The sequence below is a fragment of the Qipengyuania sp. SM2507 genome (genome assembly GCF_053714505.1).
Window position 1 is genome coordinate 2,048,416 of record NZ_CM132307.1, and the last position, 12,645, is coordinate 2,061,060.

The 12,645-nt window shown below is 65.2% G+C and carries 15 protein-coding genes; 5 read left to right on the forward strand and 10 right to left on the reverse strand.

Annotated features, from left to right (window positions below):
- Positions 1–13 precede the first annotated feature (13 nt).
- The 3 genes from ACWIKC_RS09985 to hemF are packed head-to-tail and all read right to left on the reverse strand — an operon-like array spanning position 14 to position 3,366.
- Positions 14–373: a VOC family protein gene (locus ACWIKC_RS09985; RefSeq protein ID WP_454597353.1), complete on the reverse strand. Its 360-nt coding sequence runs from the start codon at positions 371–373 to the stop codon at positions 14–16.
- Complete coding sequence (locus ACWIKC_RS09990; protein ID WP_454597354.1) at positions 373–2,457, reverse strand: RelA/SpoT family protein; 2,085 nt, start codon at positions 2,455–2,457, stop codon at positions 373–375. Before ACWIKC_RS09990 ends, ACWIKC_RS09985 begins: the two co-directional genes overlap by 1 nt.
- 51 nt (positions 2,458–2,508) lie before the next feature.
- Positions 2,509–3,366 (reverse strand): oxygen-dependent coproporphyrinogen oxidase, encoded by an 858-nt coding sequence (gene hemF / locus ACWIKC_RS09995; protein ID WP_454597355.1) that lies wholly within the window; start codon positions 3,364–3,366, stop codon positions 2,509–2,511.
- A 45-nt stretch (positions 3,367–3,411) separates the two neighbouring features.
- Between hemF and pdeM the strand changes: the two genes are divergently transcribed.
- The 4 genes from pdeM to ACWIKC_RS10015 all read left to right on the forward strand — a co-directional run bounded on the left by pdeM (position 3,412) and on the right by ACWIKC_RS10015 (position 7,226).
- Complete coding sequence (pdeM, locus tag ACWIKC_RS10000) at positions 3,412–4,116, forward strand: ligase-associated DNA damage response endonuclease PdeM (protein WP_454597356.1); 705 nt, start codon at positions 3,412–3,414, stop codon at positions 4,114–4,116.
- A gap of 136 nt (positions 4,117–4,252) precedes the next feature.
- Positions 4,253–4,771 carry a translation initiation factor IF-3 gene (infC, locus tag ACWIKC_RS10005; RefSeq protein WP_067613984.1) on the forward strand — a complete coding sequence of 173 codons (519 nt, stop codon included), beginning with the start codon at positions 4,253–4,255 and terminating at the stop codon, positions 4,769–4,771.
- Positions 4,772–4,998: 227 nt separating this feature from the next.
- Positions 4,999–6,309 carry a cystathionine gamma-synthase family protein gene (locus tag ACWIKC_RS10010; protein ID WP_454597357.1) on the forward strand — a complete coding sequence of 437 codons (1,311 nt, stop codon included), beginning with the start codon at positions 4,999–5,001 and terminating at the stop codon, positions 6,307–6,309.
- 14 nt (positions 6,310–6,323) lie between these two features.
- A complete protein-coding gene (locus ACWIKC_RS10015; RefSeq protein ID WP_454597358.1) occupies positions 6,324–7,226 on the forward strand; it encodes an ATP-grasp domain-containing protein in 903 nt (300 codons plus the stop codon).
- 12 nt (positions 7,227–7,238) lie between these two features.
- Here the strand turns inward: ACWIKC_RS10015 and ACWIKC_RS10020 are convergent, their stop codons facing one another.
- Positions 7,239–7,772, reverse strand: a complete 534-nt coding sequence (locus ACWIKC_RS10020; RefSeq protein ID WP_454597359.1) for a J domain-containing protein — start codon at positions 7,770–7,772, stop codon at positions 7,239–7,241.
- Positions 7,773–7,934: 162 nt separating this feature from the next.
- Here ACWIKC_RS10020 and ACWIKC_RS10025 point away from each other — a divergent pair, with 162 nt between their 5' ends.
- Positions 7,935–8,078, forward strand: a complete 144-nt coding sequence (locus ACWIKC_RS10025) for a hypothetical protein (RefSeq protein WP_454597360.1) — start codon at positions 7,935–7,937, stop codon at positions 8,076–8,078.
- 70 nt (positions 8,079–8,148) lie between these two features.
- Here the strand turns inward: ACWIKC_RS10025 and pal are convergent, their stop codons facing one another.
- The 6 genes from pal to ACWIKC_RS10055 all read right to left on the reverse strand — a co-directional run bounded on the left by pal (position 8,149) and on the right by ACWIKC_RS10055 (position 12,577).
- Complete coding sequence (gene pal, locus ACWIKC_RS10030; protein ID WP_454597361.1) at positions 8,149–8,670, reverse strand: peptidoglycan-associated lipoprotein Pal; 522 nt, start codon at positions 8,668–8,670, stop codon at positions 8,149–8,151.
- A gap of 61 nt (positions 8,671–8,731) precedes the next feature.
- Entirely contained in the window at positions 8,732–10,120 is a 1,389-nt protein-coding gene (gene tolB / locus ACWIKC_RS10035) for a Tol-Pal system beta propeller repeat protein TolB (RefSeq protein ID WP_454597362.1), read from the reverse strand.
- The gene (locus tag ACWIKC_RS10040) at positions 10,117–10,968 is read right to left on the reverse strand and encodes an energy transducer TonB (protein WP_454597363.1); all 852 of its coding nucleotides are present in this window, start codon (positions 10,966–10,968) and stop codon (positions 10,117–10,119) included. The genes tolB and ACWIKC_RS10040 overlap by 4 nt, the downstream gene beginning before the upstream one ends.
- Positions 10,969–10,978: 10 nt before the next feature.
- Positions 10,979–11,428: an ExbD/TolR family protein gene (locus tag ACWIKC_RS10045; RefSeq protein ID WP_454597364.1), complete on the reverse strand. Its 450-nt coding sequence runs from the start codon at positions 11,426–11,428 to the stop codon at positions 10,979–10,981.
- A 1-nt stretch (position 11,429) separates the two neighbouring features.
- Positions 11,430–12,125 carry a protein TolQ gene (tolQ, locus tag ACWIKC_RS10050; RefSeq protein ID WP_454597365.1) on the reverse strand — a complete coding sequence of 232 codons (696 nt, stop codon included), beginning with the start codon at positions 12,123–12,125 and terminating at the stop codon, positions 11,430–11,432.
- On the reverse strand, positions 12,122–12,577 hold the full coding sequence (locus tag ACWIKC_RS10055) for a YbgC/FadM family acyl-CoA thioesterase (RefSeq protein WP_454597366.1): 456 nt from the start codon (positions 12,575–12,577) through the stop codon (positions 12,122–12,124). Before ACWIKC_RS10055 ends, tolQ begins: the two co-directional genes overlap by 4 nt.
- Positions 12,578–12,645 lie beyond the last annotated feature (68 nt).

The window sequence follows — 12,645 nt, forward strand, 5'->3', positions numbered from 1 at the left end:
GGCTCAGTCTCGCCTACAGCCGCTCCATCAACTCGATCCGGTTGCCGAAGGGATCGCTGGCGAACAGGCGGGCGTAGCCTTCGATCGCCTCGCCTTCGCGGATCGCGATGCCCGCCTCGTCGAGCTTCGCGCGCAGACCCGCAAGATCGTCGACCAGCAGCGCGGGATGCGCCCTGGTTGCCGGATGAAAGTCGAGATCGACCCCGATATGCAGCCGCAGCGCCCCGCTTTCGAACCAGCACCCCTCGGGCGCGAGGTTAGCGGGCTTTGCCACCTCCTTCATCTCCAGCAGTCCGACGAAGAACGCCCTGGCATCACCCTCTCCGCCCGCCGGAATCGCGAGCTGGATGTGGTCGAGCCCGATTACGCCCACTAGACCCGCTCGGCCTGCGCCACCGCATCGCTCGCACGCAGCGCGCTTACGATGCGGTTGAGGTGGACCAGATCCTGGACCTCGAGATCGATGTCATAGCTGGCGAAGGGCGGATCGTTCTGGACCTGGGCGAGCGCGCGGACATTGGCGTGGTTCTGCGCGAAGATGCCCGCGGCCTCGGCCAGCGTACCAGGCTTGTCGTAGAGCGTGACCCGCAGGCGCCCCACCGCTCCCGACGCGCGCTTGCCCCATGACAGGTCGAGCCAGTCCGAATCGATCCCGCTGGCCAGCTCGTGGCACTCGATGGTGTGGACTTCCACCTTCTCGCCGGTGCGGCGTGTGCCGACGATCCGGTCGCCCGGGATCGGGTGGCAGCATTCCGCGAAAGTGTAGGCCACGCCGGGGGTCAGCCCGCGGATCGAGATGTGGCGCTTGCCCCATTCGGGGGTTTCGGGAAGTTCTTCGGTGCAGCCGGGGACCAGCGCCTCCATAACGTCGCGATCCTCGATCTCGGCGGCGCCGATCGCGTAATAGAGATCGTCGTCCTCTTCCATCTCGAGCCGTTCGAGCGCCTTCTTGAGCGCCTTCTTGCCGACGCGCGCGGGCACGCGGCTGGCGATCTCGTCGAACAGTTTCTGGCCGATCTCGGCCACCTCGGCGCGTTCCTTGAGCCGCACGGCGCGGCGGATCGCAGCGCGCGCCTTGCCGGTGACGACATAGCCGAGCCAGGACAATTGCGGCTCGGCGCTGGTGCCCTTGACGATCTCAACCACATCGCCGTTCGCCAGCGGCGTGCGCAGCGGCATGTGCCGGCCGTTGATCTTGGCGCCAACGGTTTGCGCGCCCAGATCGGTGTGCACCGCAAAGGCGAAATCGACCGGGGTCGCACCCTTGGGAAGCTGGAACAGAGCGCCCTTGGGGGTGAAGGCGAAAATGCGATCCTGGTAGATCGCCATCCGCGTGTGCTCGAGCAGTTCCTCGGCATCGTGGCTGGCGTCGACGATCTCGATTAAATCGCGCAGCCAGCCGACCTGCCCGTCGGGGCGGTTGCCCTGCTTGTAGGCCCAGTGCGCGGCAAAGCCGAATTCGTTCAGGCGGTGCATCTCGCGGGTGCGGATCTGGACCTCCACCCGCATCGAGTTCTCGTACATCAGCGAGGTGTGGAGCGAGCGGTAGCCATTGGTCTTCGGCGTCGAGAGATAGTCCTTGAACTTGCCCGGCAGGAATTGCCAGGTGCGGTGGAGGACGCCCAGCGCGCGATAGCAGTCGTCCTCGTCATCGGTGAGGACGCGGAACGCCATGATATCGGTCACCTGCTCGAAGCTGACATGGCGTTCGGCCATCTTGCGCCAGATCGAATAGGGATGCTTCTCGCGCCCGCTCACTTCCACCTGCAGCCCCGCCTCGGCCAGCGCCTGCTTCATCGCCAGCGCGATCGCATCGACCTGGCCGCCATCCTGCTGGCGCAATTGCGACAGCCGTTTGGTGATCGTGTGGTAGGCTTCGGGCTCGATCTGCTCGAAGGCGAGCAGCTGCATTTCGCGCATGTATTCGTACATGCCGACCCGCTCGGCGAGCGGGGCGTAAATATCCATGGTCTCGCGCGCGATGCGCTGGCGCTTCTCCGGGTTCTTGATGAAATGCAGCGTGCGCATATTGTGCAGCCGGTCGCCCAGCTTGACCAGCAGCACGCGGATATCCTCGCTCATCGCCAGCAGGAATTTGCGCAGATTCTCCGCCGCGCGCTCGTTCTCGGGCATCTGCTCGATGCGGGAGAGTTTGGTCACCCCGTCGACCAACCGCGCGATCTCGGGGCCGAAATTGGCCTCGATATCCTCGATCGTGGCGAGCGTGTCCTCGACCGTGTCGTGGAGCAGCGCGGTGGCGATGGTCTCCTGATCGAGCTTGAGATCGGTCATCAGCCCGGCAACCTCGACCGGATGGCTGAAATAGGGGTCACCCGAGGCGCGGGTCTGGGTGCCGTGCTTCTGCACGGTGTAGACATAGGCGCGGTTGAGCATCGCCTCGTCGGCGTCGGGGTCGTATTCCTTGACCCGTTCGACTAGTTCATATTGGCGCAGCATAGCCGATCAACCTGTGGGCGAACGGGGCGATTTGCAACCAAATACGCTGGGTCAGGTCCACACCGCCTCGGGCGGCAGGCTCATCAGGATAGCATCGATATTGCCCCCGGTCTTGAGCCCGAACAGCGTGCCGCGGTCGTAGACCAGATTGAATTCGGCATAGCGCCCGCGCCATTCGAGCTGGGTCAGCTTGTCGGCTTGCGTAAATTCGCTTTCCATCCGGCGGCGGACCAGCCTGGGAAAGATGTCGAGAAAGGCTTCGCCGACATCGCGGGTGAAGGCAAAATTGCGGTCGAAAGCGGCGTCGTCGGGGCATTCGAGATGGTCGTAGAAGATCCCGCCGACCCCGCGATGGACCCCGCGATGGGGGATATAGAAATAGTCGTCCGCCCATTTCGAGAAGCGTTCGTAATAGGTCGGATTGTGCGCGGCGCAGGCGGCGCGGAAGCGGGCGTGGAATTCCTCGGTATCCTGCGCATAGGGGATCGGCGGATTGAGATCCGCCCCGCCCCCGAACCAGGATTTGCCGGTGACGAGGAAGCGGGTGTTCATATGCACCGCAGGGACATGCGGGTTGGCCATATGCGCCACCAGACTGATCCCGGTCGCGCAAAAACCGGGGTTCTCGGCGGTCGCGCCATTGATGGTGGCGGCGAATTCGGGCGCGAAATTGCCGCGCACGGTGGAGACGTTGACCCCGACCTTCTCGAACACCTTGCCCTTCATCAACCCGCGGGTGCCGCCCCCGGGATCGTCATTGCCTTCTTCCTCGCGCTGCCAGGGCGCATAGTCGAAGGCCGCATCCGAACCCGCCTCGCGTTCGATCGCCTCGAACTCGGCGCAGATCGCATCGCGCAATTGCTCGAACCACTGGCGGGCCTGTTCGGTCTGGTCGGTGAGGTCGGTCATGGGCAAAGCCTTGCCATCGACCCGGCGCTGCGGCAATAGCCTGGCATGGTTCCCCTTTCGTTCGCCGGCCAGGAATGGCTCCTGAGCAAGGGCCGCGCGCTCTACTGGCCGCGCGAGCGCGCACTGCTGGTCGCCGATCTGCATCTCGAAAAGGGCAGCTTCTTCGCGCGTCACGGCCAGATGGTCCCGCCCTACGACAGCCGCGAGACGCTCGAACGGGTGGCGCTGGCGATCCGCGAGACCGGCGCGCGCCGGGTGATCACGCTGGGGGACAATTTCCACGATTCGCAAGGCTCGACCCGGCTCGAACCGCACGCCTGCGGCATGCTCGACGCGCTGACCAGCGCGGTCGACTGGGTCTGGATCACCGGCAATCACGATCCCGATATGGACGCGCGCTGCGGCGGGACGCTGGCCGAGGAGATAGAGATCGGCGGAGTCGTGCTGCGCCACCGCGCACAACCCGGCGAGACCCGCCCCGAGCTTTCGGGGCATTACCACCCGCGGCTGCAGCTCACCGTCCACCGCCGCCACATCCGCCGCCCCTGTGCCGTGGTGAGCACCAGCAAAGCGCCCGACGGAACAGCATCGGGGCGCATGATCCTGCCCGCTTTCGGCGCCTATACGGGCGGGATGAATGCCGCCGATCCGGCCATCCTCGAGGCGCTGCAACCCGCCGAGCGGATCGACGCGATGGTCCACGCCAGCGACCGTCTGGCGACCTTCCCGCTGTGGCGCAGGGCTGCCTAGCCGCCACATAGGCGGACGAATCTGACGAGGGCGAGCGGAATCCCCTTCCCTCGCGCGGGAACAATGCTTATTTGCGCGGCTTGATCATTGTAACCACCAAGGAGACAGCCCCATAGCCCGTCCACCACGTCGTTCCATGCAGCCGCCGGTCAAGAGCGGCCCGCGATACGACACTTTCATTCAAGTTCCCAAGGTCCGCGTGATCGATCACGAAGGCGAGAACCTTGGTGTGATGTACACCCGCGAAGCGATGGAGCAGGCCAACGAAATCGGCCTCAATCTCGTCGAAGTGAGTCCCAATGCGGACCCGCCGGTGTGCAAGTTCCTCGATGTCGGCAAACATCGCTACGAGGCGCAGAAAAAGGCGAATCTCGCGCGCAAGACGCAGAAGACCCAGGACATCAAGGAAGTGAAGATGCGTCCCAACATCGACACCCATGATTACGAGGTGAAGATGCGCAACGTCACCAAGTTCATCGAGAACGGCGACAAGGTGAAGATCACCCTGCGCTTCCGCGGCCGCGAAATGGCGCACCAGCAGTTGGGCATGGACCTGCTCAACCGCGTGCGCGACGACGTCGAGGAAATCGGCAAGGTCGAAGCCTTTCCGCGTCTCGAAGGCCGGCAGATGCTGATGGTGCTGTCCCCCCGCTGATTGAGTCCGGCCGGATGCTATTCGCTCCGGCCGTTCACTCACCCATGCCCTGCCGTTCGACGAAGGCCGGCGCTTCACCGGTTGAATTCGCTACACGGGAGCGATAATTGCCACGCCAGATTCGGCGTCGGCGGAGAGGCGTTCCTGCGGAGGTTAGGAACGGGTGCCCCGAGCGCATTCCTGGCTCCCGCCTTCCTGGGGGCATCTCGACAGGAAGGACTGCCGCAATGAGCGACAGCATCATCGATCCCACCACCCCGCGCAAAGCCCCCAAACCCGAGGTCACTACGATCCAGGGCCGGCCGTTGAAGCCATCGACGCTGATGATGGGCCATGGCTACGACCCGGTGCTCTCCGAGGGTAGCCTCAAGCCGCCGATCTTTCTCACCAGCACCTTCGCTTTCGAAAGCGCGTCGGCTGGCAAGCGTCATTTCGAGGGCATCACCGGCAAGCGCCCGGGCGGTGCCGACGGGCTGGTCTATTCGCGCTTCAACGGCCCCAACCAGGAGATCCTCGAGGATCGTCTGGGCATCTGGGACGGCGCGGAGGATGCATTGAGCTTCTCCAGCGGCATGACCGCGATCACCGTGCTGATGCTCGCCTTTGCCAGCCAGAACGACGTCATCGTCCATTCCGGCCCGCTCTACGCGGCGAGCGAGGGCTTCGTCGCCAAGGTGCTGGCGAAGTTCGGCGTCAAATATGTCGACTTCCCCGCCGGTGCGACGCGCGAGCAGATCGATACGGTGCTCGACAAGGCCAAGACCATGGCATCCGAAAGCGGTGGCAAGGTCTGCATGGTCTATCTCGAAAGCCCCGGCAATCCGACCAATGCGCTGGTCGATATCGAAGCGGTGCGCGATGCGCGCGATGCCGCATTGGGGCCCGATTGCCCGATCGCGATCGACAACACCTTCCTCGGTCCTCTGTGGCAGCGTCCGCTCGATCAGGGTGCCGACATCGTCGTCTATTCGCTGACCAAATATGTTGGCGGTCATTCGGACCTCGTCGCGGGTTCGATCGCCGGTGCGCGCAAGTGGATGGATCCGGTCCGGTCCTTGCGCAACACGATGGGCGGCATCTGCGATCCCAACACCGCCTGGATGCTGCTGCGCTCGCTCGAGACCGTGGAACTGCGCATGCAGCGCGCAGGCGAGAACGCCGCCAAGGTCTGCGATTATCTGTCCAAGCACCCCAAGGTCGAACGGTTGGGCTACCTCGGCATGATCGACGATGCCCGCCAGCAGGATATCTACGATCGCCATTGCCTCGGCGCGGGCTCGACCTTCTCGGTCTTTATCAAGGGCGGTGAGGCCGAATGCTTCCGCTTCCTCGACAACCTCACCATCGCCAAGCTCGCAGTGAGCCTTGGCGGGACCGAGACCCTCGCCAGCCACCCCGCCTCGATGACCCACCTTTCGGTTGCCGAAGGGCGCAGGGCCGAACTTGGGATCGGGGACAATCTGGTGCGGATCTCGGTCGGAATCGAGGATGCCGACGATCTGATCGCCGATTTCGAACAGGCGCTCGAGCACGTCTGAGACCGATTGAACACATGGCAAGAATCGGCTTTCTCGGCTGCGCCGCGACGCTGCCCGCCCACAAGGGCGGCGCGGCGGAGCGGCGCGGCGACGCCTTCGAGCACGATCTCGAAGTGGCCGCGTTGCGCCCACCGTTCGCTGACGCGGGGCTGGAACTAGTCGAGATCGACTGGCGCGCACCAATTGAAGCGTTCGACGGTCTCGAGATGGTTCTGCTGGGCACGGCGTGGGATTATCAGGACCATCCGGACGAGTTCATCGCGAGGCTCGATGCGCTTGCTGCCAGGGGGATCGCGGTCTGCAATTCGCCCGAGGCCGTGCGCTGGAATGCCGACAAGCGCTACCTGCGTGAGCTGGAAGCAGGCGGTGCGGTGACCGTCCCGACGCTGTGGTGCGACGATGCCACGAGCTCCGATCTGGCCAAGGCCATGGACCACTTCGCCAGCGATCGCGTGGTGATCAAGAGGCAGACCGGTGCGGGCGGGCTCGGCCAGCACAGTTTCACCCGCGACACCATGCCCGGTGCCGACTGGCGGATGGGCCGGCGCTGCATGATCCAGCCCTTCCTACCGGCGATCCGCGAGGAGGGCGAATTCACCTTCGTCTTCATCGACGGCACGTTCAGCCACGGCGTGCGCAAGACCCCCGCGACCGACGATTATCGCATCCAGTCGCTCTACGGGGGGTGCGAGGCCGAATTCGCGCCGTCCGCGGACGATCTCGCCACCGCGCAGGCGGTAGTCGATGCGCTGCCCTTTGCCGACCTGCTCTACGCGCGGGTCGATATGGTCCGGCTGCCCGACGGCAGGCTGGCGGTGATGGAAGCCGAATTAATCGAGCCCTATCTCTATCCCGAACAGGGCTCCGGGCTGGGGGCGCAGCTGGCGGCAGCGATTGTCCGCCACCTCGAGGGCTAAGAGACTAGCGCCCTAGCCGCGCCACTCGCGCCGTTCCTCGGCCGCCTTGAGCACCTCATAGGCGACCTGCAGCTTCTGGAATTCTGCCGCAGCCTCTACATCGCCCGGCTTGACGTCGGGATGGACCTTCTTGGCCTTGTCGCGCCAGCCCTTCTTGACCGTGGCGAAATCGGCATCCGCCTCGAGCTCGAGCATTTCGAGCGCGCGCATTTCGTCGGGACTGCGCGAGCCGTCGCCGCTGCTTGCCCAACCGTAATGCTGCGCCTCGGCATAGCCGGCGGTCTCACTCTGCTCGGCCTTGGTGCGCGCCGCCTTCTCGGCTTTGTCGAGGCCTTCGAAATAATCCCATTTGCGGTTGTATTCGCCAGCGTGAGCCTGGCAGAAATACCAGCGTTCGGGGCTGTTGGGGGCCTTGGGTGCCGGGCAGTCGCCCGCTTCCTCGCAGCCGTGGCGATCGCACAGCCGGATGGTCGCGGCTTCGCGGCCGGCCTCGTAGCCGCGCCAGCGGGGAAAGCCCCAGTCGTTGGAACGACGGGGCTTAGGCATGGCAGGGAAGCGCGCAAAAAGTCATTGGTCGAGCAATCATTGGCGTCAGTCTAGTCGGGGTGGCGGCGCATGCATAGGGCTGGAACGGGTTTCGATATGAAATGTTGCATTGCAACCAAGCGTTCATGATCAACCGTTACAAGGCGCGTGCAAAGGAACCCGATGAGCAAGCAACTGACCCTCTCCGCGACTCTCTGCGCCTTCACGATGGCGCTGTTCGCGATCGCCGGCGACAAGGTTCCGCCGAGCGGGGTCGATCTGCGCGGCCCGTCGCCGTTCGCGGCCTCGGTCGGCATCGGGCGCTGAGGCCGCGACCCGCAGGAAGAAAACGCCCCCTCCCCTGAGGGAGAGGGCGTGTTCCGGTTCACTTCTAGGTTTAGTTGATCACGACGCTCGCGGCGCGGCGATTCTGCGCCCAGGCGGTGGGGTTCGAGCCGAGTTCCACCGGACGTTCCTTGCCGTAGCTCACGGTACGGATGCGGGTGGCCGGGATACCCAGCGACACCAGATAGTTCTTGGCCGCATTGGCGCGGCGCTCGCCGAGCGCGAGGTTGTAGTCGCGCGTACCGCGTTCGTCGGTGTGGCCTTCGATGGTGAAGGTCAGATTGGAATGCTGGCTGAAATAGCGCGCCTGGTTCTGCAGCTTGGCCGAACTCGAAGTGTCGATATTGTAGCGATCGGTGTCGAAATAGACGACCGTGTTGGAGGCACCCACCGCATTGGTGAAGTGCGACTGCGTGCCCAGCGCGCCGGCGGCGGGACCTGCGGGCGCGGTTGGGGTCGGTGCCATGGTCTGCTGCTGCGGCGGCGGCGGCAGTTCCTCGGGGGGTTTCTTCTGGCAGGCAGCCACGGCGAGCGTGCTGACTGCAAGAACGGTGGCGGCGAAACGAGTGTTCATAAGAGCCGATCCTTTCAGCAGTGGGATAATTTCGTTTCTTGGACCCTGTTATCCAACGATCTCAGGGCAAGATCGGTCCCCAGGCGGGGTCCGAGGCGTCCACCGGCGTCGGCAGGCGGCGCTCGTTCTCGCCGGTCAGATCGACCTGCCACAGCCCGGTGCTGCCCGAATTGCGCTCGGTGCGGAAGAACTGCACGATGCGGCCGTTGGGCGCCCAGGTCGGAGCCTCGTCCTGCCAGCTGTTGGTCAGATAGCGGATGTTGCGGCCGTTGGTGTTCATCACCGCGACGCGGAAATCGCCGGTAATATGGGTGAAGGCGATCTGGTCGCCGCGCGGGCTCCATTCGGGCGTCGCGGCACGCCCGCCGAAGAAGGACAGCCGCTGCTGATCCGAACCGTCGGCGTTCATCACGTATATCTGCTGCGTTCCCGAGCGGTCGCTCTCGAACACGATCTTGCTGCCGTCGGGCGAATAGGACCCTCCGATGTCGATCCCGGGCGCATCGGTCAGCCGCGTACTCTGCCCACCACCGGCGCTGACGCGATAGATGTCGGTGTTGCCATTGACCGCCATCGAATAGAGGATCGAGCGCCCATCGGGGGTCCAGCGCGGCGCGAAGGTGGGGTTTTCGCTCTGCGTCACCAGCGTCTGCTGCCCGGTGCCGATGTCGTAGACATAGATCCGCGGGTTGCCGTCGACATAGCTGAGATAGACCAGCTTGCGATAATCGGGCGAATAGCGCGGCGTCAGCGCGGTCGAGCGCCCGGTGGTGACGAAGCGATGGTTGGCACCGTCGCTGTCCATGATCGCCAGCCGCTTGGTGCGGTTATTCTTCGGGCCGGTCTCGGCAATATAGGCAATGCGGCTGTCGAAGAACGGGCTCTCGCCGGTCAGCCGCGAATAGATGAGGTCGGAGCATTTGTGCGCAGCGCGGCGCCAGTCGGCGGGCGGCACCACCCAGCCCTCGCGCACCAGTTCGCTTTGGAGCGCCATGTCGTAGAGGTAGCAGCCCACCGTCAGCCGCCCGTCGCTGCGCCCGCGGACATAGCCATGGACCAGCATTTCGGCGCCGCGATTGGACCAGACGCCCCATTCGGGCGAGGTGATGTTGGCGAACTCCGGACGCGGCAGCGCGTCGGGGCCGGTGGGTTCGAACAATCCGTTGTTGCGCAGGTTTGCGGTAACCACGCGCGCCAGCTCGACTCCGAGCGCGGCGGTGCCCGACTGGTTGGCGGGGGTCGGGACATTGCGATCGGTGGCAAAGGCCGGGATCGCGATGCCTAGATTTTCCCACGCGCTTTCGTCGGTGACGGTAAAGCTGAGCCCGCCCTCGCTCTGCTCGATCGTCTCGACCTCGCCGCCCTCGGGTAGCGGTTGGCCGAGATCGGTCTGTTGCGCCGCTGCCGGAGCCGCGACGAGAAAGGCGAGTGCGAAACCAAGATATTTCATCGGGCCAGATTCCTGTCAAAACGCGCGCCGTCAATGGTTCGCCACGCGTTGTAATATTCGTCGGGAAGATCGAACGGGGCAGCGAGCTGGACCGCGCGGATCGCGCGTTCGGCGTGCAGATCCTGTTGCGGCCGGTTCGAATCGGTCACCCCACTCTGCGAGACGACGCGGGGGCGACCGTTGAGGCTGCCATCGGGATTGAGCCGGAACGACAGCTGCGTCACCAGCAATTCGGCATCGACGCCCTGCGGCGCGCTCCAGTGCGGGCGGATCTGCCGAATGATCGCCTGGATTAGCGAGGCCTGGGTGCTGGCGCCGATCTGCGAGGCTGGGACACGGGTCTCGCTGGTGCTCGTGCTGCTGCCCGCGCCTTCGAGGAAGTTTTCGCCGAGCCGCGAACCGCCTGCGCGTTGCGCCGGTTGCGCCGGTTGCGCGGGACGGGCGGCTTCGCGTGGCGGAGTGCGCGCCGGGGCCGCCGAGGGTTGTGGCCGGGGCCGTTCGCGCGGCGGCGTTGCGGCACGCGGCACCGGGCGGGGGGTGGGCGGCTGGACGCGTTCGACCGGGCGCGCGACCGGTTCCGATGGCAGCGGAGGGCTGTCGACCTCGGGCGCGGGCGCCGACGTATCGGACAGCGTCGGCGCTTCGGCGGCGCGGCTTTCCGCGACCGGATCGGGCGCGGTCGCCTCCATGCCGATATCGCTCGCCAGATTGACCGTCATCCGCTCGGCGGGCTCGAACTCGGGCATGGTATCGGGCTGGAGCAACAGCACGATCACCAGCAGCACATGCAGAGCGAAAGCCACCAACAGGCCGATTCGCTCTTCGCGCCGAAAGGTCGTTGCTTGCATCACCGTCTGGCTATGGCTCGACCGATGAACTCTGGGTGACCAGCGAGATACGGTTGAGCCCGGCGCGGTTGAGTTCGCCCATCACCGCCATCACCCGTCCGTATTCGAGCCCGCGATCGGCGCGCAGCGTGATGTCGGGGCCGTCGTCGCTGCGCGGCAGGCTTTCCAGCGCCAGCGCGAAACCGCCCACTTCGACCGGCGTGTCGTCGATAAAGACATTGCCCGCCTCGTCGATGCTGATGGTGATCGCCTGCGATTCATTGTCGAGAGCGTTGGCGCGGCTTTCGGGCAGATCCACCGGCACGCCTGCGGCCAGCATCGGCGCGGTGACCATAAAGATGATCAGCAGCACCAGCATCACGTCGACGAAGGGCGTGACGTTGATTTCCGCCATCGGCGCGCGGCGCGACCCGCGCGCGCGCCCCCGCCCACCTCGGCCCGAGCCTAGCGAAATCGCCATGCTAGCGGCTTTCCAGCTGGCGGCTGAAGCTGGCGTGCAGCCGGTCGGCAAAGCGCTGCAGCCTGGTCTCGTAGCGGTTCACCGCGTGGCTGTAGCGGTTGTAGGCGATCACCGCCGGGATAGCCGCGAACAGGCCGATCGCGGTCGCGAATAGTGCCTCGGAAATGCCCGGCGCAACCACCGCGAGCGAGGAGGAACCCTCCGCACCGATCTGGAAGAAGCTGTCCATGATCCCCCAGACGGTGCCGAAGAGGCCCACGAAAGGCGCCACCGAACCGACGGTGGCGAGGAAATTGAGGCGCTCGGCCAGCAGATCGGCCTCGCCCGCGACCTGGCTGTCCATGGCACCGGCCAGCCGCTGGCGCAGGCCGTCGCGATCCTTGACCCCGTCCTTGGTCGAGCGGCGCCATTCGGTCACCCCGGCGTTGGCGACGCGGGCGGGGGGCAGGTCTTTGCGACCGCGTTCGGACATGAAGCGGTCGAAGCTGTCGGCCTGCCAGAATTCCTCGTCATAGACGCGGGTCTGGCGGTTCAACTTGCCCATCCGCAGCGCGAAGGAGATGATGATCATCCAAGTCCAGACGCTGGCGAGCAGCAGCCCCGCCATCACCGCCTTGACGACGATATCGGCCTGCAGGAACAGTTCGAGCGGATCGAGCCCGGTGGGGGCGGCGGTAAGGATCGATAGCGAGCTCATGCGGTGTCCTGTGATTCCATGAAACGGGTAAAAGCCTCGCGCCAAGCGGCGGGCTGGCGGGTCGGGCGGCCATCGGGGGCTACGAAGCCGACGCGCAGCTCCGCCTCGGCGAGCAATTCGTCGCCGCGAAACGCGCGCTGGTGCATCCGGCAACTGGCCGCGCGCATCTGGGTGCAGCGCGTCTCGATCAGCACGTCGTCGTCGAGCTTCGCCGGGCGGAGATATTTGAGCATGACCTCGGAGACCGCATAGGCCCCCTCGCCCGCCTCGATCGCGGCTCGCTGGTCGATCGCCAGCCGACGCAGCAGGTCCGACCGCGCGCGCTCGAACCAGCGCAGGTAATTGGCGTGATAGGTTATCCCCGACAGGTCGGTGTCCTCGTAGTAGACGCGTACGGCATAGAAATGCCTGTCGCCATCGAGCGTGCCATCGGGGAGGTTGGGGCGGTTCATAATTCCGCGCGCTCTAGCGCAGGCGGGATTCGCCTAGCAATCGCAAACGACGAAGCGGGCAGCGTAAC

Excerpts from the sequence above, each read along its gene's own strand:
- ACWIKC_RS10025 (WP_454597360.1), top strand. The coding sequence starts at position 7,935 with ATGAGCAAGCAACTGACCCTCTCCGCGACTCTCTGCGCCTTCACGATG.
- ACWIKC_RS10055 (WP_454597366.1), bottom strand. The coding sequence starts at position 12,577 with ATGAACCGCCCCAACCTCCCCGATGGCACGCTCGATGGCGACAGGCAT.
- ACWIKC_RS10020 (WP_454597359.1), bottom strand. The coding sequence starts at position 7,772 with ATGCCTAAGCCCCGTCGTTCCAACGACTGGGGCTTTCCCCGCTGGCGC.
- hemF (WP_454597355.1), bottom strand. The coding sequence starts at position 3,366 with ATGACCGACCTCACCGACCAGACCGAACAGGCCCGCCAGTGGTTCGAG.
- ACWIKC_RS10015 (WP_454597358.1), top strand. The coding sequence starts at position 6,324 with ATGGCAAGAATCGGCTTTCTCGGCTGCGCCGCGACGCTGCCCGCCCAC.
- ACWIKC_RS10040 (WP_454597363.1), bottom strand. The coding sequence starts at position 10,968 with ATGCAAGCAACGACCTTTCGGCGCGAAGAGCGAATCGGCCTGTTGGTG.
- ACWIKC_RS09990 (WP_454597354.1), bottom strand. The coding sequence starts at position 2,457 with ATGCTGCGCCAATATGAACTAGTCGAACGGGTCAAGGAATACGACCCC.
- tolQ (WP_454597365.1), bottom strand. The coding sequence starts at position 12,125 with ATGAGCTCGCTATCGATCCTTACCGCCGCCCCCACCGGGCTCGATCCG.
- pal (WP_454597361.1), bottom strand. The coding sequence starts at position 8,670 with ATGAACACTCGTTTCGCCGCCACCGTTCTTGCAGTCAGCACGCTCGCC.
- pdeM (WP_454597356.1), top strand. The coding sequence starts at position 3,412 with ATGGTTCCCCTTTCGTTCGCCGGCCAGGAATGGCTCCTGAGCAAGGGC.
- tolB (WP_454597362.1), bottom strand. The coding sequence starts at position 10,120 with ATGAAATATCTTGGTTTCGCACTCGCCTTTCTCGTCGCGGCTCCGGCA.
- ACWIKC_RS10045 (WP_454597364.1), bottom strand. The coding sequence starts at position 11,428 with ATGGCGATTTCGCTAGGCTCGGGCCGAGGTGGGCGGGGGCGCGCGCGC.
- ACWIKC_RS10010 (WP_454597357.1), top strand. The coding sequence starts at position 4,999 with ATGAGCGACAGCATCATCGATCCCACCACCCCGCGCAAAGCCCCCAAA.
- infC (WP_067613984.1), top strand. The coding sequence starts at position 4,253 with ATGCAGCCGCCGGTCAAGAGCGGCCCGCGATACGACACTTTCATTCAA.